The organism is Qipengyuania sp. 902, assembly GCF_051195295.1.
Taxonomy (GTDB): Bacteria; Pseudomonadota; Alphaproteobacteria; order Sphingomonadales; family Sphingomonadaceae; genus Qipengyuania.
On record NZ_JBNJLJ010000002.1, the window covers coordinates 195,969 to 218,222 of the forward strand.

At 61.2% G+C, this 22,254-nt stretch carries 22 protein-coding genes; 12 read left to right on the forward strand and 10 right to left on the reverse strand.

Annotation, left to right across the window (positions count from 1 at the left end):
- The first annotated feature begins 18 nt into the window (after positions 1-18).
- The 8 genes from ACSH0F_RS06035 to mazG all read left to right on the forward strand — a co-directional run bounded on the left by ACSH0F_RS06035 (position 19) and on the right by mazG (position 6,917).
- Positions 19-1,185 (forward strand): D-alanyl-D-alanine carboxypeptidase family protein, encoded by a 1,167-nt coding sequence (locus tag ACSH0F_RS06035; protein ID WP_435200926.1) that lies wholly within the window; start codon positions 19-21, stop codon positions 1,183-1,185.
- Positions 1,182-1,820: a dTMP kinase gene (gene tmk / locus ACSH0F_RS06040; RefSeq protein WP_435200928.1), complete on the forward strand. Its 639-nt coding sequence runs from the start codon at positions 1,182-1,184 to the stop codon at positions 1,818-1,820. Before ACSH0F_RS06035 ends, tmk begins: the two co-directional genes overlap by 4 nt.
- The gene (locus tag ACSH0F_RS06045) at positions 1,820-2,767 is read left to right on the forward strand and encodes an AAA family ATPase (RefSeq protein ID WP_435200930.1); all 948 of its coding nucleotides are present in this window, start codon (positions 1,820-1,822) and stop codon (positions 2,765-2,767) included. Before tmk ends, ACSH0F_RS06045 begins: the two co-directional genes overlap by 1 nt.
- On the forward strand, positions 2,760-4,319 hold the full coding sequence (gene metG, locus ACSH0F_RS06050) for a methionine--tRNA ligase (protein ID WP_435200932.1): 1,560 nt from the start codon (positions 2,760-2,762) through the stop codon (positions 4,317-4,319). Before ACSH0F_RS06045 ends, metG begins: the two co-directional genes overlap by 8 nt.
- A complete protein-coding gene (locus tag ACSH0F_RS06055; RefSeq protein ID WP_435202166.1) occupies positions 4,319-5,095 on the forward strand; it encodes a TatD family hydrolase in 777 nt (258 codons plus the stop codon). Before metG ends, ACSH0F_RS06055 begins: the two co-directional genes overlap by 1 nt.
- The gene (locus tag ACSH0F_RS06060) at positions 5,092-5,859 is read left to right on the forward strand and encodes an MBL fold metallo-hydrolase (protein ID WP_435200934.1); all 768 of its coding nucleotides are present in this window, start codon (positions 5,092-5,094) and stop codon (positions 5,857-5,859) included. Before ACSH0F_RS06055 ends, ACSH0F_RS06060 begins: the two co-directional genes overlap by 4 nt.
- Positions 5,856-6,023 carry a hypothetical protein gene (locus tag ACSH0F_RS06065; RefSeq protein ID WP_278328640.1) on the forward strand — a complete coding sequence of 56 codons (168 nt, stop codon included), beginning with the start codon at positions 5,856-5,858 and terminating at the stop codon, positions 6,021-6,023. Before ACSH0F_RS06060 ends, ACSH0F_RS06065 begins: the two co-directional genes overlap by 4 nt.
- Positions 6,024-6,140: 117 nt before the next feature.
- Complete coding sequence (gene mazG / locus ACSH0F_RS06070) at positions 6,141-6,917, forward strand: nucleoside triphosphate pyrophosphohydrolase (protein WP_435200937.1); 777 nt, start codon at positions 6,141-6,143, stop codon at positions 6,915-6,917.
- On the opposite strand, the gene hflX is transcribed toward mazG, so the two are convergent.
- The 7 genes from hflX to dusB all read right to left on the reverse strand — a co-directional run bounded on the left by hflX (position 6,914) and on the right by dusB (position 16,120).
- Positions 6,914-8,212, reverse strand: coding sequence for a GTPase HflX (gene hflX / locus ACSH0F_RS06075; RefSeq protein WP_435202168.1), 1,299 nt, complete (start codon positions 8,210-8,212; stop codon positions 6,914-6,916). The two genes, mazG and hflX, sit on opposite strands and share 4 nt — an antisense overlap.
- 17 nt (positions 8,213-8,229) lie before the next feature.
- Positions 8,230-8,772 (reverse strand): RNA chaperone Hfq, encoded by a 543-nt coding sequence (gene hfq / locus ACSH0F_RS06080; protein WP_305932591.1) that lies wholly within the window; start codon positions 8,770-8,772, stop codon positions 8,230-8,232.
- Between the two features lie 164 nt (positions 8,773-8,936).
- Positions 8,937-10,322: a sigma-54-dependent transcriptional regulator gene (locus ACSH0F_RS06085; RefSeq protein ID WP_435200939.1), complete on the reverse strand. Its 1,386-nt coding sequence runs from the start codon at positions 10,320-10,322 to the stop codon at positions 8,937-8,939.
- Positions 10,323-10,345: 23 nt separating this feature from the next.
- Positions 10,346-12,559: a sensor histidine kinase gene (locus tag ACSH0F_RS06090; RefSeq protein WP_435200942.1), complete on the reverse strand. Its 2,214-nt coding sequence runs from the start codon at positions 12,557-12,559 to the stop codon at positions 10,346-10,348.
- 61 nt (positions 12,560-12,620) lie between these two features.
- Entirely contained in the window at positions 12,621-14,033 is a 1,413-nt protein-coding gene (gene ntrC / locus ACSH0F_RS06095) for a nitrogen regulation protein NR(I) (RefSeq protein WP_435200944.1), read from the reverse strand.
- A gap of 9 nt (positions 14,034-14,042) precedes the next feature.
- Positions 14,043-15,104 carry a two-component system sensor histidine kinase NtrB gene (locus tag ACSH0F_RS06100; protein ID WP_435200946.1) on the reverse strand — a complete coding sequence of 354 codons (1,062 nt, stop codon included), beginning with the start codon at positions 15,102-15,104 and terminating at the stop codon, positions 14,043-14,045.
- Positions 15,101-16,120: a tRNA dihydrouridine synthase DusB gene (gene dusB, locus ACSH0F_RS06105; RefSeq protein WP_435200948.1), complete on the reverse strand. Its 1,020-nt coding sequence runs from the start codon at positions 16,118-16,120 to the stop codon at positions 15,101-15,103. The genes ACSH0F_RS06100 and dusB overlap by 4 nt, the downstream gene beginning before the upstream one ends.
- A 76-nt stretch (positions 16,121-16,196) precedes the next feature.
- Here dusB and ACSH0F_RS06110 point away from each other — a divergent pair, with 76 nt between their 5' ends.
- Both ACSH0F_RS06110 and ACSH0F_RS06115 read left to right on the forward strand, forming a co-directional pair.
- Positions 16,197-17,345, forward strand: coding sequence for a bifunctional 2-C-methyl-D-erythritol 4-phosphate cytidylyltransferase/2-C-methyl-D-erythritol 2,4-cyclodiphosphate synthase (locus ACSH0F_RS06110; protein ID WP_435200950.1), 1,149 nt, complete (start codon positions 16,197-16,199; stop codon positions 17,343-17,345).
- Positions 17,346-17,355: 10 nt separating this feature from the next.
- The gene (locus ACSH0F_RS06115) at positions 17,356-17,859 is read left to right on the forward strand and encodes a CinA family protein (RefSeq protein WP_435200952.1); all 504 of its coding nucleotides are present in this window, start codon (positions 17,356-17,358) and stop codon (positions 17,857-17,859) included.
- Here ACSH0F_RS06115 and ACSH0F_RS06120 read toward each other — a convergent pair.
- Both ACSH0F_RS06120 and lipA read right to left on the reverse strand, forming a co-directional pair.
- Positions 17,820-18,278 carry a type II toxin-antitoxin system RatA family toxin gene (locus ACSH0F_RS06120; protein WP_435200954.1) on the reverse strand — a complete coding sequence of 153 codons (459 nt, stop codon included), beginning with the start codon at positions 18,276-18,278 and terminating at the stop codon, positions 17,820-17,822. The genes ACSH0F_RS06115 and ACSH0F_RS06120 overlap by 40 nt on opposite strands.
- The gene (lipA, locus tag ACSH0F_RS06125) at positions 18,278-19,219 is read right to left on the reverse strand and encodes a lipoyl synthase (RefSeq protein ID WP_435200956.1); all 942 of its coding nucleotides are present in this window, start codon (positions 19,217-19,219) and stop codon (positions 18,278-18,280) included. The genes ACSH0F_RS06120 and lipA overlap by 1 nt, the downstream gene beginning before the upstream one ends.
- 97 nt (positions 19,220-19,316) lie before the next feature.
- On the opposite strand from lipA, the gene ACSH0F_RS06130 reads away from it, so the two are divergent.
- On the forward strand, positions 19,317-19,955 hold the full coding sequence (locus tag ACSH0F_RS06130) for a carbonic anhydrase (RefSeq protein ID WP_435200958.1): 639 nt from the start codon (positions 19,317-19,319) through the stop codon (positions 19,953-19,955).
- Between the two features lie 39 nt (positions 19,956-19,994).
- On the forward strand, positions 19,995-20,720 hold the full coding sequence (locus ACSH0F_RS06135; RefSeq protein ID WP_435200960.1) for an NYN domain-containing protein: 726 nt from the start codon (positions 19,995-19,997) through the stop codon (positions 20,718-20,720).
- An 85-nt stretch (positions 20,721-20,805) separates the two neighbouring features.
- Here the strand turns inward: ACSH0F_RS06135 and ACSH0F_RS06140 are convergent, their stop codons facing one another.
- The gene (locus ACSH0F_RS06140) at positions 20,806-22,077 is read right to left on the reverse strand and encodes a tetratricopeptide repeat protein (protein WP_435200962.1); all 1,272 of its coding nucleotides are present in this window, start codon (positions 22,075-22,077) and stop codon (positions 20,806-20,808) included.
- Between the last annotated feature and the right edge of the window lie 177 nt (positions 22,078-22,254).

Here is a 22,254-nt window from a genome sequence, read left to right on the forward strand (position 1 = left end):
CCGGCCTGCAGGAACCGCATGCGCAAGCAACTGACTTTTCTTTCGGCACTGGCCCTTGCAAGCCCCGCAACTGTAGGCGCACAGCAGTCTCGATCCGAAATCGAACCGGCGATCCCCAGCGTCGAAGCGGCACCGATCGCTTATCTGATCGATGCCAAGAGCGGCCAGGTGTTGTTCTCGCGCGAGGCCGACCGCCGGTTCGTGCCCGCTTCGATCACGAAAACCATGACCACCTTCCTCGCTTTCGAGTGGATGGAGGAGGGAAGACTCTTCCCGCAACAGGTCTACACGATCCGCCCGGAAACTTTCCGCAAGTGGCACCGCGTCGGCTCGACCATGTTCCTGCCCGCCGATGCGCGGGTCACAGTGGACGATCTTCTGCACGGGATCACCACCATCTCTGCCAATGACGGGTCGATTGTGCTGGCTGAAGGCGCGGCCGGCACGCTGGAAGACTGGCTTGCGGCCATGAACGCCAAGGCCAGCGAGATCGGCATGAAAGACAGCCGCTTCGGCACACCGAACGGCTGGATGGACGAAGGCGGCACCTTCACCACGGCGCGCGATCTGGCGCTGCTCGGCCAGAGGATGATCGCCCGGCACCCGTCCAAATACGCGCATTTCTTCGGAGCGACCGGTTTCGAATACAACGGCATCACCCAGCGCAACCACGATCCCATTACCGGCGTCGTGCGCGGTGCCGACGGAATCAAGAGCGGCTTCACCAACCAAGCCGGCTACGGCTTTCTCGGTTCCGCCGAGCGGGACGGGCAACGACTGATCATGGTGGTTGCGGGTAGTCCGCGAGGAACGATGCGTAACGAGGCTGCCCGTAGTTTAATCGAATGGGGTTTCAACTCCTTCGATAGCAGACTGCTCGCGCCAGTAGAGCAGCGGATCGCGACCGCACGCGTGCAAGAGGGGTCAGCGCGATCCGTCGGCCTTCATGCTCGGGGACCGGTCCGGATCGCCACTCCGCGCGGGAAAGATCCTAAGGTGACGCTTTCAATTCGTTACGAGGGCCCCATCCGCGCGCCTGTAAGCGAGGGCGAGCGGATCGCGGAATTGATCGTCGAGATCGAAGGCATGCCCGAGAGCCGCATCCCTCTCTATGCGGAGCGAGATGTCGAAGTGGCCAGCCCGGTTCAGCGCTTGGTCAATGGCTTTGTCGGTTGGGTATCGTGACAAGCGGACGCTTCATTGCTTTCGAAGGTGGGGAAGGCATGGGCAAATCGACCCAGGCCCGCATGCTTGCAGACGCACTCGAGGCGCGAGGCGTCTCCACTTGTCTAACGCGCGAACCGGGCGGCACATCGGGCGCCGAGGCCATTAGGGGCTTGCTTCTCGATCCTCCGGGCGAAGGCTGGACGAAGGAAGCCGAGGCCCTGCTTTTCGCGGCCGCAAGGGCGGATCATGTGGCGCGGCTTATCCGACCTGCGCTGGAAGAAGGACGATGGGTCATCTGCGACCGCTTCCTGGACTCGAGCAGGGCTTATCAGGGGGCCGGGGGAGGACTCGGGGACGAGACGGTACGCGAGATGCACGCAATCGGCAGTGACGGGCTGCTGCCAGACATGACGCTTGTCATCGATGCAGAAGCCGCGGAGGTCGATCGGCGACTGACTGAACGCGACGGCGGGTTTTCCGACGCCATAGGTGGAAGAGCGGCAGAGTATCATGCGTCGGTCAACGCAGCATTTCGTGACTTCGCCGTGCAGGAGCCGGACCGCTTCGCACTGATCGATGGTTCCGGTTCCAAGGAAGACGTCCACGCTCGTGTACTCCATGCGCTCTCACCTTTGTTCGGCGAGAGCTATTGATGCTCCTCGGACATCAGGACGCCTGGCAGGAATGGCGGGAAGCCGGGAAGGGCAGCCGGATGCATCACGCCTGGTTGCTCGCGGGCCGCCGAGGCGTGGGCAAGGCGAGCTTCGCTGCGGCGGCGGCGCGCGAACTGCTCGACGCGCCCACAGAACTGGAGCACCATCCCGATATCCTCCTGCTCACGCACGAGCCGAAGGACGAAAAGGAAGAACGCAAGCGCGCCGACGGCAAACCGTTCGAACTCGCGCGCAGCATTCGCATCGCGCAGGTCAGGAGGATGCAGCAGCGGCTGACCACTCGACCGACGGCGGGCAATCGCCGCGTCATCATCATCGACCCGGCGGACGATCTTGAGCGGAACGCAGCTAATGCTTTGCTCAAGAGCCTGGAGGAGCCGCCCGAGGGGACGTTCTTCCTGCTTGTGGCCCATAGTCCTGCCCGGTTACTGCCGACGATCCGCTCCCGCTGCCGCGTCTTGCGGTTTCCGGTAGTGCCTGATGGGGCGATGGCTTCGCTTCTCGCCGAGCTTGCGCCTGGGGCCGATCAAACGACGCGAGATGCAGCCATTTCCGCTGCGGCAGGATCGCCCGGTGCAGCGCTGTCATTCGTCGACCTCGATCTCGGCAGGGCTGCCACGCTGATGCGCAACATCCTCGAAACCGGGGACCCGGACTTCGCAATGCGCGGTCGACTTGCCGGGGCGATCGGCGCGCGTCCGGATCGCGAACGCTTGCAAGCCGTCCTCGACCTTGCGCGTTCGGCACTCGCGGACAGATTGGAAGCACACACGGCATTTCCGCTCGCGCTTATAGACGCACACAGCGAACTTGTGCGCCTCACCGGCGAACAGCCGACCTATAATTTCGATGCAGGGCTGCTCGCCATGGAAATCGGCACCTTGCTCGCCAAGGCGGCTCCGGCTAGCGAGCGGGCCAATGTCTGAACCCTATTATATCACCACCGCGATCCACTACCCGAACGGTAAACCGCACATCGGCCACGCCTACGAAACGATCGCAGCCGATGTGATGGCGCGTTTCCAGCGTCTGCGCGGGCGAGAAGTGCGCTTCCAGACCGGCACGGACGAACACGGCCTCAAGATGGCGCAGAAGGCTCGCGACCTCGGCCAGACTCCTCGAGAGCTGGCAGACGAGATGTCTTCTTCCTTCAAGGACTTGTTCGACGTTCTGAACATCTCGTACGACCGCTTCATCCGCACGACCGACTCCGATCACCACCGCGCGAGCCAGGCGATCTGGAAAGCGATGGAATCCAAGGGCGATCTCTACCTCGACCGTTACGAAGGCTGGTATTCGGTCCGCGACGAGGCCTATTACGACGAGAAGGAACTGATCGATGGGGAGGGGGGCGAAAAGCTGTCTCCCCAAGGCACGCCGGTCGAATGGACCGAGGAAGAAAGCTGGTTCTTCCGCCTATCGAATTATGCCGAGCCGCTTCTGGAATTGCTACGAAAGCCGGGTTTTCTCGAGCCGACAAGCCGCCGCAACGAGATGATCGCCTTTGTCGAGCGCGGCTTGCAGGATCTTTCCGTCAGCCGCACGAGCTTCGACTGGGGTGTGAAGGTTCCCGGTGCCGATGGGCACGTGATGTATGTCTGGGTGGATGCGCTGACGAACTATATCACCGGACTCGGCTATCCCGACGGCGGCAAGCTGTGGGGCAAGTTCTGGCCGGCCGATCTTCACCTGATCGGCAAAGACATCGTACGTTTCCACACGATTTACTGGCCCGCCTTCCTCATGAGCGCCGATCTACCATTACCGAAGAAAGTCTTCGGCCACGGCTTCCTGCTGAATCGCGGCGTGAAGGAATCGAAATCGGCCGGCAATGTTACCGATCCGATGGAACTTGCCGAAATCTTCGGTGTGGATGCGCTCCGCTATTTCCTGATGGCCGAAGTGACCTTCGGACAGGACGGCAGCTATTCCGCGGAAGCTCTTGTAACCAAAGTGAATGCCGAGCTCGCCAACAGCTTCGGCAATCTGGCGCAGCGCACACTGTCGATGGTCGCAAAGAACATGGACGGCAAGCTGGAAGCTTTCGAGCCTACAGGCGACGACAAGGCGCTGCTGGCTAAAGTAAGCGACGCCTGCGCCGTTACGCTGCCGCAGGAGTTCGAGGCGCTTAATTTCTCGGTTGGGATCGAAGCCTGGCTGCGCGCGGTCTTTGCCTGCAACCAATATGTCGACGAACAGGCCCCTTGGGCGCTGAAGAAGACCGATCCGGAGCGGATGAAGGCAGTGCTGCAGACATTACTCATCGCGATCCGCGACCTTGCCGTCGCGATCCAACCCGTCGTCCCCGAAAAAGCGGCAGCAGTGCTCGATCAGCTTGGCGTCCCCATGGAGCAGCGAAATTACGCCGCGCTTGCCGACGAAGGCTGGTTCATAGCCAATGTGGCTTCCGGACGACAGATCGAAAAGCCGACGCCCGTCTTCCCGCGGCTTGAACTCCCTGAAGTGGAGGCCGCGTGATGCTCGTCGATAGCCATTGCCATCTCGAATACGAAGGCTTGGTAGAGGATCAGCCAGCCATCCTAGATCGCGCTCGCGCGGCCGGGGTCACGGCATTCCTGAATATCTCGACCAAGCAGTCGGAATGGGCAAAGGTCGTAGGGAGGGCCGAGCAAACTTCGGAAGTGTTCGCCAGTGTTGGCATCCATCCCCACAACGCCGATGAGCATCTCGATCTGGGGCGGGAAGAGCTTCTCGCGGCTACGAGAAGCCCGAAGGTCGTTGGTATCGGGGAAACCGGGCTGGATTACTATTACGACCATTCGGACCGCTCGGCGCAACAGCGGCTATTCCGCATGCACATCGATGTGGCGCGCGAGACCGGATTGCCGGTCATCATCCACACGCGCGATGCGGAAGATGATACGCTTTCCATTCTCGAGGACGAGTTGGGGCAGGGGGCCTTCCCCGCGCTGATCCATTGCTTCACCGCTTCGGCGGAGTTTGGCGCACGGGTGCTGGAAATGGGCCTATCGATCTCGATCTCGGGCATCGTGACCTTCAAGAATGCCAAGGACCTGCAGGCAATTGCGAAGACCATTCCTCGCGATCGGCTGCTGGTCGAAACCGATAGTCCGTTTCTTGCTCCGGTCCCGCATCGTGGAAAATCTTGCGAGCCGGGATATGTCCGTGACACCGCCGCATTTCTCGCGGAACTGCGCGGCGAGAGCCTTGACGACCTCGCCAATTATACGACGCGCAATTTCTTCAGCTTGTTCAGCAAGGCAGCGCGGTGAAGCTCTTGATGCTGGGCTCGGGCACCTCGACCGGGGTGCCGCGGATCGGCAACGACTGGGGCGAATGCGATCCTGGCGAACCGCGGAACCGGCGTAGCCGCGTTTCCATTATCGTCCAGAACGATGCAGGCCAGCAGATCTTGGTCGATACCTCGACCGATCTGCGGAGCCAGTTACTAGCGAACGATATCGACAAGGTCGATGCCGTTTTCTGGACGCATGATCACGCCGATCATTGCCATGGTATCGATGACTTGCGCGTCATGCGCTACGACCGCAGCAATCCGTTGCCCGGGTTTGCGAGCAAAGTGACCTGTGAGCGTTTGCGCCGGAGGTTCGATTACGTTTTTGAAGGGCAGTTCGGATATCCGACGCTCATTGGCTTGCAAGAAGTTACGGAAAAACCGTTGGTTGCGGGTTTTTCTTTCGATTACGTCGAAATGCCTCACGGGCCCGTCACCAGCACCGGCTTCCGCTTCGAAGCGGACGGCCGTTCGCTGGTTTATGCAACCGATTTTAGCGAGATAACCAAGGAGATGCTCCGCTGTTTCCAGAATGCGGATCTCCTTGTGGTCGATTGCCTTCGCCGGAAAAAGCACCCGACGCATGCCAACTTAGAAATGGCGCTCGAGCTTGGTCGGAAAACAAAAGCACGAAAAACCGTCCTAACGCATATGGACAAGAGCATGGACTATCGGAGCCTTTGTGCCGAGGTACCGGCTAACGTGCTGGTCGGTTACGATGGCCTAGAGATGGCGGCATGAACGAATACCAAATCGTCTCGCTGATTTCTTTGACAGGCTTTCTGATCTTGATTGCCGCTGGCTTCGCCAACCGCGACGTTAGCTGGCGCAAGGGGTTGTTCATGGCGGGGGCATGGGCTGGCATTTTCGCGATCGTTATCCTCGTGATCGACATTGTCAGCTAATTATCGACCACCCCTTCATTTTACATAATATATATTATCGTTCTAGCTGACGGAATGCGGTGGAATGTTCGCGCCGGGTCTCTTCCTCCACCGGAAGCATCAGGCTATTTCGTTTGCATGACCGCTCAACTGAACCGTCTTCTTGAAATCATGGCGCGGCTACGTGATCCGGAACGCGGCTGCGAATGGGATACGGCGCAGACCTTCGCCACGATTGCGTCCTATACGATCGAAGAAGCCTATGAAGTCGTAGATGCCATCGAGCGGAATGACATGGCGGACTTGCGTGGAGAACTCGGTGACCTGCTGTTCCAGGTCGTCTTCCATTCCCGGATGGCAGAAGAACTCGGCCACTTCGCATTCGACGACGTCGCCAAAGACATTTCGGACAAAATGGAAGCCCGTCATCCGCACATCTTCGGAAACGAAGGCGGCGTGATGGAAGACAGTCGCTGGGAAGATCTGAAAGCCGCCGAGCGCGAGGCAGGTGGATCGACCAGCGCGATGGATGGCGTCGCCAATGCGTTGCCGGCGCTGTTGCGCTCTTACAAATTGCAGAAACGCGCGACACGTGCCGGATTCGACTGGCCCGATACTGCCGGACCGATCGAGAAAATCCAGGAAGAACTCGGCGAACTTGATGAAGCGGAGAGCGAAGATGAACGCCTGCTGGAAGCGGGCGACGTTCTGTTCGTGGCGGTCAATATCGTGAGGCGCTACGGCGTCGATCCCGAACAGGCTTTGCGAGCGTCGAATGCGAAATTCGAACGGCGCTTTCGCGACATGGAGCGCCTTACCCGGTCGGAGGGGCGCGAATTTGCTAATCTTTCGCTCGATGAGCAGGAAGACGTCTGGCAAAAAGTGAAAGCGGCTGAAGAAGACTCGAACGCCTAATCCTGCAAACTCTGAAAGCGCCCGAATTCCTTATCGGACAGCTTCACGACCAGACTGCGCCGCCCCTTGTCGCCCTCCGGCTCGTCCGAGAGTACGCGGCCGTGCTGGTGCAGCCAGGCGAGAGCCTTACCCTCGTTGGCCTCCAGCGTGATCTCGTGCTCGCGTGATCCTGCCGTAAGGATGGCATCAACGCGGGAAAGGAAGTCATCGACCCCTTCCCCGGTCAGCGCGGAAATAGCGACCACGTCTTTGTCCGCGGAGGCAACTTCCTCGAGTTCGGCTCGCTCCTCATCAGATAGAAGATCCAGCTTGTTCCAAACCTCTAGGATCGGGATTTCACTCCCCTCGCCCTGCTCTCCTGCTACGCCCAGATCGGCGAGAACCTGCAGCACCTGTTTCTTCTGCGCATCGCTCGACGGATTGGACATATCGCGCACGTGGCAGATCACGTCCGCTGCAGTCACCTCCTCCAGCGTAGCGCGGAAGGCCGCCACCAGCTGCGTCGGGAGATCGGAGATGAACCCGACGGTATCCGACAGGATCGCCTTCTCGACGCCTGGCAAGGCGATGGCGCGCATCGTCGGATCCAGCGTGGCGAAAAGCAGGTCTTCGGCCATCACTTCAGCCCCAGTCAGGCGATTGAACAGTGTGGACTTGCCGGCATTGGTGTAACCGACGAGAGCGATCACCGGCCAGGGTGCACGTTCGCGACGTTCGCGATGGAGGCCGCGCGTCTTTCGGACCTGTTCCAGTTCCTTGCGCAAACGCCCCATGCGCTGGCGGATCATCCGACGGTCGGCCTCGATCTGGGTCTCGCCCGGGCCGCCCAGGAATCCGAAACCGCCGCGCTGCCGCTCGAGGTGGGTCCAGCTTCGCACAAGACGGCTCTGCTGGTAGTCAAGATGGGCTAGTTCGACTTGCAGGCGACCTTCGGCAGTGGCCGCACGTTCGCCGAAAATCTCGAGGATCAGGCCGGTGCGGTCGATGACCTTGCGCTCGAGCTTTTCTTCAAGATTGCGCTGCTGGATCGGGCTCAAGGCGCCATCGACTACCACCAGTTCAGCGTCGTCCTGTTCGCAGGCGATGCGGATGTTTTCTACCTGCCCTGCGCCGAACAGCAGGTTTGGACGCACCTCCCTGACGGGCAGGACGAAGCTTTCCGCCACGATAATGCCGATCGCGAGCGCGAGCCCCTCCGCCTCGGCCAGACGCGAGTCTGCATCGAGATCGTAGGCCATGCCTCTGATGTCAGGGCACACGACGAGGGCCCGCGCACCGCGCGACACCTCGCCCATCAGGTCGTCGTCGAAACTCAGCTGTCGTCCTCGTCCCACTCCTCGGTCAGATCGACCGGGGTGGCTGGCTGGATAGTGGATACCGCATGCTTGTAAGCCAGCTGGACGTAGCCGTCACGTTCCAGCAGCATGCAGAAAAGGTCGTACGCCGCGATCTTGCCTTGAAGCATCACGCCGTTGACGAGAAACATCGTTACCTGCGCTTCAGCCTGGCGTACTCGAGTGAGGAAAACGTCCTGCAGCAAACGCTGCTTGGCGCTCGAATTGGTGCTCGCAAACTGCTCCGCATCGACGGGCTGTGCCGGCATGATCGTGCTGATCGCATGCTTGTAGACCAGCTGCGACTGGCCGTCCCGGCGCAGCAGGATCGAGAAATTGTCGAACCAGGTCACGATACCCTGGAGCTTCACCCCCTTCACGAGGAACATCGTAACCGGCGTCTTGTTCTTGCGTAGCAGGTTGAGGAAGGCATCCTGAAGATTGCCTTTGCGCTGCCCCCCGCCATCACCGGACGACGGCTTTTCGGGGCGCGGGCGCGCCGAGAGGGTTCGTTCGGACATATCTGTCTCTCCGTTGTTGGCGGACCTCAACGGATCCGCTGTCTGGGGTGCCCACCACCCCCGATATTGCGCGCACCGAGCCGCGCCCTGTCAATGTGGCCCTTCATACGCGTTTTCGCAATCTTTGTATTATCTTCCGCGCGCGATAGCAGGATTTGAGAAGGCTAGTCCTTGCCGGACGCCGGTTTCTTGTCCGCCATTCCGAGCAATTTGAGTTTCCGATGGAGGGCGGAGCGTTCCATGCCGATAAAGTTGGCGGTTTTGGAAATATTGCCGGAGAAGCGCCTGATCTGGATCGCCAGATATTCACGCTCGAAATTCTCGCGCGCCTCGCGCAGCGGCGACCCCATCAGGGCTGCGACCCCGCCATTTCCGCCGAGCTTTCCGCCGAGAACTTCTTCGGGAAGCATTTCGGCTTCGATTTGTTCGAGCTGTTCGCGGGGGGTGAGGATAACGGTGCGCTCGACGACATTGCGAAGCTGGCGGACATTGCCGGGCCAATCGTAAGCCTGAAGCGCCGCCATCGCTTCTTCATTGATGGTCGGAGGACGGATACCCTGTTCCGCTGCGTAGTGGGTGAAGAATGTGTCCGACAGCAAGGGGATATCGTCGCGCCGCTCCGAGAGCGACGGCACCTCGACTGGAACGACATTCAACCGGTAGAACAGATCTTCGCGGAAGCGTTTCTCCGACATTTCCTTCTCGAGATCACGGGCCGTCGAGGAAACAACCCGCACATCAACACCGATCTGGCGCGTGCCCCCTACCCTCACGAAGCTCTGTTCGGTCAGCACCCGGAGAATACGGGCTTGGGTCGAAAGCGGCATGTCCGCCACCTCGTCGAGATAGAGCGTACCGCCGTCGGCCATCTCAAGTAGCCCCGGTCGCACCAGCTTGCCGTCAGCTTCCTCCCCGAACAACTCCTCTTCGAACCGCTCAGGAGTTATGCGTGCCGAGTTCACGATGACGAACGCCTTGTCGGCGCGCGGGCTCCAGCTGTGCAGCAAGCGCGCCGCCACTTCCTTTCCGGTACCGGCCGGACCGCTGATGAGTACGCGGCTCCCCGTACTGGCAACACGCTTCAGAGTGGCTCTCACGGCATTGATCGCGGCGGAATTGCCGGTGAACTCGCCGTTCTGGACCATCCCTTCACGCAACCTACTGTTCTCGCGACGAAGCCGCTCGGTTTCGGTTGCCCTACCGACGAGGTGCAATAACCGTTCGGCTTCGAACGGCTTTTCGATGAAGTCGACCGCCCCGCGGCTGACCGCACTCACCGCCGTATCGATATTGCCGTGGCCGGAGAACACGATGACCGGCAGATCGGGTTCGCGCTTCTTGATCTCGTCCAGCACTTCGAGGCCATCCATGGGGCTCCCGTGGAGCCAGACGTCCAGCAAGACTAGGCTGGGCCGGCGTTCGTCGACCTGCGTAAGCGCGCTGGAACTGTCGCCGGCGGTCCGGCACTCGTAGCCTTCGTCGCTCAGCACGCCGGCTACAAGATCGCGAATGTCGCGTTCGTCGTCGACGATCAGGATGTCTAACGCCATTGGCTGCTACCCTTTGCTTTGTATCATTGCGCGCCCCCCACGGGCGTTGTGAGGGGATCGCGCGCGAACCGCATCGCAACGCGCGTTCCCCCGCTTTCGAGTGAGGAGAAGGTCATCTCGCCGCCATGTTCCTCGACGATCTTGTTCACGATCGCGAGACCCAGGCCGGTGCCCTTCTCGCGGTTCGTCACATAAGGTTCGAGAATCCGATCGCGGTCTTGCGGCAGACCGATGCCGTTGTCCTCGATCGCGACATGCAGCGAATCCTCAGCCTCTTCGACCGTTACCACGATCTTGCCGCGATAATCCGGCTCCGCATTCTGGGCTTTGGCCTCGGTCGCTTCATAAGCGTTCTTCAGGATATTGGTAATCGCCTGTCCGAACTGGTGGCGGTCGCACTGGATGCGGATCGGGCCTTCGCTCTCGGCGACAAGCGAATAATTGACATCTTGGTGGCCGACCTCCTGGAGAAAGAGCGATTGCCGGACAAGATCGAGCGCGTCTTCGGTGCGGAACACCGGCTTGGGCAACCGTGCGAAGCTGGAGAATTCGTCTACCATCTTGCGCAGACCGCCGACCTGGCGGACGATGGTACTGGTAAGTTCATCGAACAGCTCGCCATCTTCATGAATTTGCTTGCGATACCGACGCTTCAGGCGTTCGGTGGCCAGCTGAATCGGAGTCAATGGGTTCTTGATCTCGTGTGCGATCCGCCGCGCTACATCGGACCACGCAGCTTGCCGCTGGTCGAGCAGTTGCCGGGTAATGTCTTCGAAGGTTATGACGTGCCCCTCGGCCTCCTCGCCGATCTTGACCGCGAGCGTGAGCAGTTCACCTCGACGCGAATGGCTCACAACCCCTTGTGAAAGGCCTGCCTCGACCATGACTGCAAGTTGAGGAGCCAGCTGGCGTAATGTGGCAGGACGTGGCTGGCCTGCTGCGTCTTCCATTAGCATGGTCTGAGCCGGCGCATTCATCAGCAAGACGTTCATGTCGCGGTCGATCGATATGACGCCCGCACTCACGGATTCCAGCACCGCTTCGATAAAACTGCGCCGCTCTTCCAGTTCATCGTTGGCGGCGAGCAAGGCATCGGTCTGCTTTTCCAGCTGCGCCGTCATCCGGTTAAAGGCGCGATTGAGCAGGCCAATCTCGTCGGCTCCGGTGCGGCCCTCGACCCGCAGTGCGAAGTTTCCGGCGCCGACCTTGCGAGCGGCTGCGATGAGGTCGGTGAGCGGTTCGACCTGCCTGTCGGCAAAACGCAGCGCGAACCAGACCGCCAGCCCGACCAGCGCGAGACTGACGAAGAAGAGCGCGAGATTGAATCTCAGCTGGAGAGCTCGCGCGCGCCGGGTGAGTTCGTCATAGGCGCTCGAAATCGACCGCGCGCTCTCCCAGCTCCGGAAGCTGGTCGCCTCGGCATTCCGCGCCGTGTAAAGATAGATGCCCGCTTGCCGATCGATCGGAGCCACCGCCTCGATCCTCTCCGGTGTGCCGCGCACGACAACCTGTTGCCCGCGGCGAATATCGCCAAGTGTTTCCTCGGCGAAGGGCACAGGATTGCTTTCCTCGGATAGGCCATACGCGACGGCAGTCCGCATCGAAGAGTCGGGTAGCGCCTGCAGGATTGCGCTTTCGATGACGTCGCGCGGCTGTGCCTGGAACTGGTAGACAAGGGCGAAATTGGGATCGGTCACCGATACCCGCTCGAGGATTGAGCGCATGTCCATCGCCATGGAAATGGTTTCATTGGCAAGATCGAGCTGGTTCTCTTCGTAATAGCTTTCGGCCAACTGGTTCGCATTCTCCATGAGACCGCGCGAATTATCGGAGAACCAGAAATCCACCCCGGACTGGAAGAGGAACGCGGCGAAGCCAGCCACCAGCAGTGTCGGCACTGCGGCAATCATGGAAAAGAAGAAAACGAGCCGCACATGAAGCCGCGCGGTACTGCCCGCAGCGCGGCGCAGGGCCAGGCGCCGTCCAGCGAGGACGAGCAAGGCCATTGCGGGAATTAGGGTGCCGATCAGCAGGCCTGCGACTTGCCTGCTGGGTAGAAGCTGCCCGTTTGGCGGGGCCGCAGTGAAAGTCGCCCACGTACTTGCGACCATGACAAGAAAAGCCACCGCGAAAAAAATCTCGAGATAACCGACCAGATTGGCCCTGCGTGACGTCACGACGAACTTGCGCCACCATCTCGGTGTGGTATTGGGCTGGACTGAAGCGGCGCTCGCCATAGTGGCAGCCTTACAACAGCGCTGTTGCAGGACTGCAAGTACAAATTCGACAAAGCGGCGGCTAGCGGCGGCGTGCGAAATCCTCGGGCGCAATATCGAGCTCGCCAAGCCGCTTCCGCAGGGTGTTGCGATTGATGCCGAGCAACTGCGCAGCGCGTAGCTGATTACCTTCGGTCATCCGCAACGCATGCTCGAACAGCGGCTTTTCGAATGACGCCAGAACGGCGTGATACAGGGTACCGTGGGAGTTCCCATTCTCCGCCAGCCACCCGTCTATCGCTGCACTAAATCCGGAGTCCGGCGCGCCCGACCCCGTCGAAATTTCAGTGCCGATGGTGTCCGCTACGCTGTCGACATCGATGACGTCGTCACGCGCCAGCAGGGCCAGGCGAAACACCACATTGCGAAGCTCCCGCACATTGCCGGGCCAGCGCCGTGCCGCCAGCGCAGCTATGGCGTCGTCCGTGATTTGCCGTCGCGGCAGCCCCTCGCTGGCTGCCTGTCCGAAAAAATGCTTCACCAGAGCGCCGATGTCTTCGCGCCGCTCTCTCAAGGGGGGGAGCGGCATAGGCACTACATTGAGGCGGTAGAACAAGTCCTCGCGGAACCGGCCGTCCTCGATCATCGGCGCCAGGTCCCGATTGGTTGCCGCGATTATGCGCACGTCGACGCCGATTTCCTGCCGTCCGCCGACCCGGCGGATACGCCCCGATTGTAACGCCCGCAAAAGCCGGGTCTGCGCATCAGGCGGCATGTCGCCGATTTCATCGAGGAACAGCGTGCCGCCATTCGCTTGCTCGAATTTGCCGATCTGCTGGCTGACTGCCCCGGTGAAGGCGCCGCGTTCGTGACCGAACAATTCGCTTTCTAGCAGGTCATGCGGGATCGCCGCCATATTGACCGCGACGAAGGGCCCGGTCTTGCGCGCGCCAAGCTGGTGAATGGCTTCCGCGACCAGTTCCTTGCCGGTGCCGCTTTCGCCCGTGACCAGCACAGTCAGATCGTTACGCAAAACGCGCGTGATCATCCGGAACACGCTCTGCATCGCAGGGCTGCGACCGATCAGCGGCAGGGCGCTGGCTTCCTCGTCCCCTGCGGCACTGACCGACGGCCGGTTGGCCACAGCCTGCCGCACGGCCTGGGTCAACTCGTCGAGATCGAAGGGCTTTGGGAAATACTCGAACGCATGACTGTCGCTCGCTCTCACGGCGGTATCGAGGGTGTTTTGTGCCGACAGGACGATCACCGGCATATCGGGAGCCAACTCGCGCACGTGGCCGATCGACGCCAGCCCGTCGCCATCTTCCAGCATGACGTCGGTCAGCATGACGTCGAAGTGTCTCGCTCCAACGAGATCGTCCCGCTTGGCAACACTTTCGCAGGTTGTGACGTCAAAGCCCTCTTCCCGCAGGGCCTCGCTTATCACTGTCGCGATGGCACGGTCGTCTTCGACCAGCAGAACAGCATGGCTCATTTTGTCTCCCTAGGCCGCCACCGGCAGGTTGATGCGAAAATGGGTGAGCCCGTTGCGTTCATCGCGCTCGTGGCCGATGCGCCCGCCCATATCGCGCACAAGTTTCCTCACGAGTGCGAGGCCCAGACCCTGGCCGTGCGGCTTACTGGAAACGAACGGTTCGAACACATGGTCGCGGAGCGCCTCGTCGATACCAGCGCCTGCATCGGTTACCGTAATCTCTATAGGCAACCGGGTGGCTTTCCCAAGCCGGATCGCGCTGAAAACCAATCCACTGACGAACCGGGTACGTACGGTGACCTGGGGAGTGTCCAATTTTGCGCTCGCATCACAGGCATTCGCGATGAGATTGATCAGCACCTGTTCGAGCGCAGCCTGGTCGGCGGCAACCGGGGGCAGCGACGGATCGAATTCCTCGAGTAACTCACAATTCTCGGAGCGACCCGCACGAACTGTTGCCATCGCATTGCGGATAGCCTCGTGCAGGTTACAATCACCGACCACGGCAACGGACTTGCTACCGAGCTGCTGCATGCGGTCGATCAGTTCCGCGATGCGGTCCACTTCGCCCAGGATCATGCGAGCGAGCGGCTTGTCCTTCCCTTCGACCCGCCGCGTCAGCAGCTGGCTGGCACCACGGATGGCGGACAGCGGGTTCTTGATTTCATGGGCCAGCACGGCCGGAGCACGGAGCTCCATACGCTCGTCGTCTGCAGCGCGCGTATCGCCCTGCCCGACATCGGAAAGCGTCAGCACACGCCAGCCCGGGTGGTTGTGTAGCGGAGAGCTGGTCAGATTGATCCGTCGGTCGCGGTATTTTGTAGCGAAGGACACACCGCGAGCGATCATCTGGACATCGGACCGGTCGAGGCTCGAGCGTACGCGATGGTCGGCGAGGTCCACCACGTCGGTCAGCCGCTTGCCGATCAGGCGCTGCGCGCTGGAGTCCAACATGTCTTCCGCTGCGGCATTCGCCTCCACGATATAGCCGTCGGCATCGATCAACAGTACGGCAAAGATGAGGCCTGCAATCTGCGCCGCTGCGTCAGGCGCGGGCGAGGCTCCGGTCACGCTGCCTGCTGCCGCCGGAACGGCTCATAAAAGCGCTCGAGTTCGCCAAGCACTTGCGCGGGATCATCGACGAAGTTCACGTGGTTTCTGAACTCTGCCGACCCGCGCAACCCCTTCGTGTACCAGCCAAGGTGCTTACGGGCGATCTTCACGCCGGTGGTCGGGGTGTAGTGGTCGAGCATCATCCGGTAGTGCTCAGTAACGACGGCATATTGCTCATCCATGTCCGGATCGGCGAGAATTTCGCCGGTGCGCCACCAATGCATCACCTGCGCGAGCAGCCAGGGTTTGCCATACGCGCCGCGCCCGATCATCAGCCCGTCGGCACCCGACTGTTCGAGCGCTTTGGCAGCATCATCGATCCCGCAGATGTCGCCGTTGACGATCACCGGGATCTCGACCGCCTCCTTCACCTTGCGGACGAAGGCCCAGTCGGCGCTGCCCTTGTACATCTGGTTGCGCGTGCGACCGTGGACGGTGATCATCTTAACGCCGAGGTCTTGGGCGATCTTCGCGAGCTCCGGTGCATTGAGGTCGGAATGATCCCAGCCCATCCGCATTTTTACCGTCACCGGCACATCGACCGCCTCGACCGTCGCTTTCATTAGCCGCGTGGCAAGTTCGACCTCGCGCATGAGAGCCGAGCCGGCCAGTTGGCCGACGACCTTGCGCACCGGACAGCCGAAATTGATGTCGATGATGGCCGCGCCATTGCCTTCCTGCAATTTTGCAGCCTCGGCCATGCTGTATGAATCGCAGCCGACCAGCTGCATCGACACCGGTTCCTCGATCGGGTCCCATTCGGCCTTCTGCACGCTGATGCGCGTCTCGCGGATCGCAGCTTCGCTGGCGATCATTTCGGTCACGTTGAGGCCGGAGCCATAGCGGCGCACAAGACGGCGGAACGGTAGGTCCGTCACTCCCGTCATCGGCGCCAGAACGACGGGCGTGTCGATGGCTACCGGGCCGACATGGATCGGCTTCGGCGGGACGGGAGGGAGAGGAGATGCGCTCATGCTGGTGCGTGCCTAAATATTGGGCAGCCACATAGTGCGTTGCAGCACAAACGGCAAGCCGCTAGCGGGCGAGGGCATGAGCGAAGCGCCCGCCCTCCCCCCGTTCGCCGCGATCGTGGTCGCTGCGGGCAAGGGCCTGCGCGCGGGACAGCCGTTGCCCAAGCAATTCGCGCATTGGCGAGGCAAGCCCGTCGTCCGGCACTCGGTTGAGACGTTGCTTGCAGCCGGAGCCGTCGAGGTGGTTGTCGCGATCCCCGAAGGAGCGGAGGAGATTGCATCGGAGTGCCTGTCCGGTCTAGATGGATTAAGGTTGGTGATCGGCGGCCTAACGCGCCAGCAATCGGTGATGAATGCTTTGGAAGCTATCAATGATGGCTCATACACCCGCGTTCTGATCCACGACGCGGCGCGACCAGACTTGCCTTATCACGTCATAGAAAGCCTCATAGACCGATTGGTCGTAATCGAGGGCGCTATTCCGGTTTTGCCAGTCGTCGATAGCCTTGCGATCGAAAATAATGGACGCATGGCCGGAACCGCTCCGCGCGAGCAACTCCGCCGGGTCCAGACCCCGCAGGCCTTTCGATTTGACGATATCCTTGCGGCGCACCGGACCTGGACCGGTGATCCGGATGCCGGCGACGATGCGCAGGTTTTGCGCGCGGCAGGCCGTACCGTCGCACTTGTACCCGGAGACGAGCGTCTCGCCAAACTGACCTATGCGGAGGATTTCGTGAGCGAGCAACCAGCCATACGCACGGGGATGGGCTTCGACGTGCACAAACTTGCGACCGGAGAGGAGCTGTGGCTCGGCGGCATCCAGATCGAGCACGACAAGGGGCTGGCCGGCCATAGCGATGCCGATGTAGCGCTGCACGCGATCGTCGATGCGCTCCTCGGGGCAATCGGCGATGGCGATATCGGAACGCATTTCCCGCCCAGTGACCCACAATGGAAGGGGGCAAGCAGTGACCGCTTCCTCGCTCACGCGGCAAGACTGGTGGGCGAAGCCGGATACAGCGTCGGAAATGTCGACCTTACCATCATATGCGAGGAGCCTAAGATCGGTCCGCATCGGCCTGCCATGCGCCAACGCATTGCCGAATTGCTGGGCGTTGACATCGATCGCATATCGGTGAAGGCGACCACTACCGAGCGGTTGGGTTTCACCGGCCGCGGCGAAGGCATTGCCGCGCAGGCGATTGCCACAGTGATCCGCAGCTGACGGAGGCGATATGGAGCACGGCGCTCTCCTGCCCGAGGATATCGACGATCTTGCCCGGCGGGTGGTCCAGGAAAACCGCGCCCGCGGTCGCAAGGTCGTGCTGGCGGAGAGCTGCACCGGCGGGCTGGTCGCAGCGGCGCTGACCGAAATCCCCGGTTCTTCCGCCGTGCTCGACCGCGGTTTTGTGACCTATTCCAACGAGGCCAAGATGGAGAGCCTCGGCGTGCCGCTGGACATCATCGAAACCTTCGGCGCGGTCTCGATCGCGTGCGTTTGGGCGATGGCCAAGGGAGCATTGCAAAACAGCAGTGCCGACGTCGCCGTTGCGATCAGCGGGGTGGCCGGTCCCGATGGTGGGACGACACTGAAGCCGGTCGGCACGGTTGTGTTCGCGCGGGTGGTCCGGGGTCAGGAGGGCGAACCCGACGGCGAGCTCAAGCGCTTCGAACCGACCTCACGCGCCGATATCCGCCGTCAGGCGACGGTCTGCGCGCTCGAATTGCTGTTGCCGTAAAGCGCGTCGGCGCGTGCTTCGAATGCGCCCATCATCTTGCGGAACGCGCGGTCGAAATATTGCCCGGCCAGCGCCTCGAACACCGCATTGCGAAATTCGAAATCGACGCAGAAATCGACCTCGCAGCCGCCCAGGGCCGGGGTGAAAGTCCAGTTGTTGTCGAGATCCTTGAGCGGCCCGTCGACGTAGAATACCTCGATATGCTCGGGACGGCGCTTTTCGACGCGGGACGTAAAGCGCTCGCGGATGGCCTTGAAGCCGACCAGCATGTCAGCCACCATCTCGGTCTCGCTATCCGAGCGAACGCGGGTGGCAATCACCCAAGGAAGGAATTCCGCATACCGCCCGACATCTGCGACCAGATCGAATATCTGCTCGCAAGTGTACGGAAGGAAACGTTTTTCGCGAATGCCGGGCATCAGCCGGCCTGCTTCGCCAGCTTCGCCTCGCGCGCTGCGCGCATCTGCGCGAAATCGTCGCCCGCATGATAGCTCGAACGCGTCAGGGGGCTCGAAGCCACCTGCAGGAAGCCTTTGGCGCGCGCAATCGAGCCGTACGCAGCGAACTGCTTCGGAGTCACGAATTCCTCGACCTTCGCATGCTTCGGCGTCGGCTGGAGGTACTGGCCCATGGTAATGAAATCGATGTCGGCACTGCGCATGTCGTCCATCACCTGATGGACTTCGAGCCGCCCTTCCCCGAGCCCGAGCATGATACCGGACTTGGTGAAGATGAGCGGATTGTGGACCTTCACTTCTTCCAGCAGACGGAGCGAGGCATAATAGCGCGCACCCGGACGGATCGTCGGATACAGGCGCGGCACCGTTTCGAGGTTGTGATTGAAAACGTCGGGCCCTGCCTCGCAGATTTCCGCGATGGACTGCTTCATCCGGCCCTTGAAGTCGGGTGTCAGGATCTCGATCGTCGTGTCCGGCGTCTCGCGGCGCAGTGCGTTGATCACCTTCACGAACTGCCCTGCCCCACGGTCAGGCAGATCGTCGCGATCGACGCTGGTGATGACGATATGCTCGAGGCCCATTGCCGCTGCAGCGGTCGCCGTATGCTCGGGTTCGAGCGGATCGACCGGCATCGGCATACCGGTCTTGATGTTGCAGAACCGGCAGGCGCGCGTGCAGGTATCGCCGAGGATCATCACCGTGGCGTGCTTCTTGGTCCAGCACTCCCCGATGTTGGGACAGGCGGCCTCTTCGCACACCGTGTGCAGGTTCAGTTCGCGCATCAGCTTGCGCGTTTCGTGATAGCCCTTGCTGACCGGCGCCTTGACGCGAATCCAGTCGGGCTTGCGCTGGCGGGCCGGGCGTTCGCCTTCAGGCTGGGGAACTGTGGAAAGATCGTTCATGTCGCGGCCCATCTAGGCCCCCTCCCCCTTCCGGGCAAGCCACATAGCTATTCGGACCCTCTTGCCAGCCGCGCAAATTCGTTGCAGCGGAGCAGGTATGAAGACATTCGACGAGATGATCGAGGGCTACGCCCGTTTCCGTGCCGGCGACTGGAAAAAGCAGCACGAACGCTGGAGCCAACTGGCAGAGGGCCAATCGCCCCAGGTGATGGTCATTTCCTGCTCGGATAGCCGGGTCGATCCGGCGCAGATCCTCGACGTGGACCCGGGCGAGATATTCGTGGTCCGGAATGTCGCCGCGCTGGTGCCGCCTTACGAGACGACGCCCGGTCGCCACGGTGTTTCGGCGGCGCTCGAATTTGCAGTCCAATTCCTCGAGGTGCGCGAAGTGGTCGTGATGGGCCACGGCATGTGCGGGGGTTGCCAGGCGGCGCTGACGCAAGACCTTCACGGCAACGACATCGGCGAAGGCGGCTTCGTGGCGCACTGGATCGACATGCTTGACGAGGTCCGGGAGCCGATCGCTGCAGAGCACGGCACGAAGGGCCGGACCGCAGAGCAGGCGATGGAGCTTGCAGCCGTGAAGGTCAGTCTCGAGAACCTGCGGACCTTTCCGTACGTCGAGGCGAAGGAAGCGGCAGGGGACCTCAAGCTGCGCGGAGCCTATTTCGCGATCTCGGACGGGGTCCTTCATCTGCTCGATGAGAACTCCGGACAATTCTCGCCCGCACAGTAAGCTCTTGAGTTCGAGCAGGCTGCACGCCATTGGCTGCACATGGCCGACAAAGACCTCAAGAATATCGCCCTGCTGATCGATGCGGACAACACCACCCCCAAGGGGATCGACCCGGTCCTGACCGTCATGGCCGAACTCGGCCAGGTCAACATCAAGCGGGCCTATGGCAATTTCGCCAAGAACAATCTCTCCAAGTGGGGAGAAATCACACACAAATACGGTATCCAGCCGCAGCAGCAGTTCGATCTCACCGCCGGCAAGAACGCTACCGATATGGCGATGACAATCGATGCCATCGATCTGCTATATCAGGGCAAGGTCGATGGCTTCGGCATCATGAGTTCGGACAGCGACTTCACCCCTCTCGTCACGCGGCTGCGGCAGGATGGGCTCGTCGTCTATGGCTTCGGCAGCACCAAGAAGACCCCCGCCGCCTTCAAGAGCGCCTGCACGCGCTTCATCGACATCGACGCGCTCATCAAGGGCGCCTCGGACGAAGCGGATACCTCTAAATCCGATAGTGGGAAGGCTAAGGCCGGGATCGACGACGAGTTGGTCGAACTGCTTGGAACGGCATGGAAGGCAGCGCACCGCGATGACGATGGCTTCGCGCAGATGGGCGAGGTCGGGCAGATCGCGGGCAACCGCTCCAGCTTCGACGTGCGCAACTACGGGTTCAAGCGGCTCTCTGACCTTTTCGAAGCGATAGAGCAGTTCAAGATCGAGCGGCGCGACAACACCATGTGGGTCAAACGCCTCCGCTGAGTACACACTTGACTAGTGACGAACGAAAAGGGCGCGAACTCCGCAAGGAATTCGCGCCCTTTCTTATCTCATGGCTCGGGTCAGATCAGCCGCCCTGCTGGCCCGAATAGACGCCCCACAGGTTGGCGATCGCCTGACGCGCGCCTTCGACCCGGTTGAAGGTCGCTTGCGCTTCGGCATAGTTGCCCTGGTCGTATTGCGCGATACCAAGGCGGGTCAGCGCCATCGGCGTGTCCGCACCAGCCATGGTGGAAGCCTTGAGGTAAAATTCCTCGGCCTCTGCAGGACGCCCCATGCTGAGCATGGCGTCACCCGCTGCCATAACGGTGGCAAGCGTTGCGCCGGACTTGCGCGCATCGGTCAGCAAACCGTCCATATCGGCACGATCGGCCGCAGCGCGATCGGCAGCCTGCTTGCGGGTATCCACGAGATAGGCATCGTTCTCCGACAGGAAGCCCTTCGACTGGCCTTCGTCGATGACGGAAACCACTTCTGCGGGCAGACGGCGATAGTCCGCTGCTTCGACATACTCACCATAAAGGCGGGCATCGTTTAGAGTGCCAGCGCGCCGGCCGAGACGCAGAAGGTCGAGCGTTGCAGGCTTATCATAGCCACCGGTGTTCAGCAGGATCGCAATCGCATCGCGCCAGCTGGTCTCGCTCGGGAATTCCGAAACGTACATATTGGCGAACTTGATCGCTTCCGCCTTCATGTCACCGCGATACGCGACGGCCAGACCGCGCTTGATCCAGTCCTCTTCCAGCGTGCCACCGGCTGCCTTGCGGGCCTCCAGAGCGTTGGAGAGGTAAGCTAGGCCTTCCGCATCGCGATTCTCGGCGAAATAGGTCTCGGCAATGATCGCTTCCGGATTGTTGTCCGTATAACCGGCAGCCATCGCCGCCTCGAGAGCCGAGCGTGCGGCGGCGTAATCCTTCGCGTTATAGGCGACCTGGCCGATCATGAAGTTGTAAGGACCGACCTGCTCGGGAGCGACCTTACCGCTGGCGAGCATCAGTTCGAGACCCTGACGGGCAAGAGCGTTGTCGTTGAATTTCTGGCCGGCATTCACGATCGCGCCGCCGGCAGCGAAGCGGTCGTCTTCATTCTCGATTGCTGCTACCACGGCCGGGATTGCCGCCTTCACGGTCGCCGGGTCGGGCGTTTCAGCACCAAGCGCTTCCTGAAGAGGCGAATAAGCGGCGATAAAGCCTTTCGAGTAGCTCGGATTAGCTTTTTTCTGAGCGGAGGCAGGTGCTTCGAGGGCGGTGGCGGTGACCGCAGCGCCGGTCGCGAGAGCAAGGGCCATTGCGATTGTGGAAGCCGCACCATTGGTGCGGGCGAGACGAGTGAAAATCATACTTGTACTCCCAAGAGTGGTAAGGGGGGGCTAAGCGCGCGCGGCGCCGATTTTAGTCAACGAAATCGGCAATGCCGTCAGGACGCTCTCATTGCAAATCGTTCTAGGCGAAGCGGGCTGAACGGGCTTTGAATACGGCCCGTGCCGCTCGTTCAGCATGCAATTTGGAGTTCGCGC

Coding starts and splice junctions, on each gene's coding strand:
- lipA (WP_435200956.1), bottom strand. CDS start 19,219: ATGAACGATCTTTCCACAGTTCCCCAGCCTGAAGGCGAACGCCCGGCC.
- ntrC (WP_435200944.1), bottom strand. CDS start 14,033: ATGAGCCATGCTGTTCTGCTGGTCGAAGACGACCGTGCCATCGCGACA.
- ACSH0F_RS06130 (WP_435200958.1), top strand. CDS start 19,317: ATGAAGACATTCGACGAGATGATCGAGGGCTACGCCCGTTTCCGTGCC.
- hflX (WP_435202168.1), bottom strand. CDS start 8,212: ATGGGCGAGGTGTCGCGCGGTGCGCGGGCCCTCGTCGTGTGCCCTGAC.
- ACSH0F_RS06065 (WP_278328640.1), top strand. CDS start 5,856: ATGAACGAATACCAAATCGTCTCGCTGATTTCTTTGACAGGCTTTCTG.
- ACSH0F_RS06120 (WP_435200954.1), bottom strand. CDS start 18,278: ATGCCCGGCATTCGCGAAAAACGTTTCCTTCCGTACACTTGCGAGCAG.
- ACSH0F_RS06085 (WP_435200939.1), bottom strand. CDS start 10,322: ATGGCGTTAGACATCCTGATCGTCGACGACGAACGCGACATTCGCGAT.
- ACSH0F_RS06035 (WP_435200926.1), top strand. CDS start 19: ATGCGCAAGCAACTGACTTTTCTTTCGGCACTGGCCCTTGCAAGCCCC.
- ACSH0F_RS06140 (WP_435200962.1), bottom strand. CDS start 22,077: ATGATTTTCACTCGTCTCGCCCGCACCAATGGTGCGGCTTCCACAATC.
- mazG (WP_435200937.1), top strand. CDS start 6,141: ATGACCGCTCAACTGAACCGTCTTCTTGAAATCATGGCGCGGCTACGT.
- ACSH0F_RS06090 (WP_435200942.1), bottom strand. CDS start 12,559: ATGGCGAGCGCCGCTTCAGTCCAGCCCAATACCACACCGAGATGGTGG.
- ACSH0F_RS06115 (WP_435200952.1), top strand. CDS start 17,356: ATGGAGCACGGCGCTCTCCTGCCCGAGGATATCGACGATCTTGCCCGG.
- metG (WP_435200932.1), top strand. CDS start 2,760: ATGTCTGAACCCTATTATATCACCACCGCGATCCACTACCCGAACGGT.
- ACSH0F_RS06110 (WP_435200950.1), top strand. CDS start 16,197: ATGAGCGAAGCGCCCGCCCTCCCCCCGTTCGCCGCGATCGTGGTCGCT.
- ACSH0F_RS06045 (WP_435200930.1), top strand. CDS start 1,820: ATGCTCCTCGGACATCAGGACGCCTGGCAGGAATGGCGGGAAGCCGGG.
- ACSH0F_RS06055 (WP_435202166.1), top strand. CDS start 4,319: ATGCTCGTCGATAGCCATTGCCATCTCGAATACGAAGGCTTGGTAGAG.
- hfq (WP_305932591.1), bottom strand. CDS start 8,772: ATGTCCGAACGAACCCTCTCGGCGCGCCCGCGCCCCGAAAAGCCGTCG.
- dusB (WP_435200948.1), bottom strand. CDS start 16,120: ATGAGCGCATCTCCTCTCCCTCCCGTCCCGCCGAAGCCGATCCATGTC.
- ACSH0F_RS06135 (WP_435200960.1), top strand. CDS start 19,995: ATGGCCGACAAAGACCTCAAGAATATCGCCCTGCTGATCGATGCGGAC.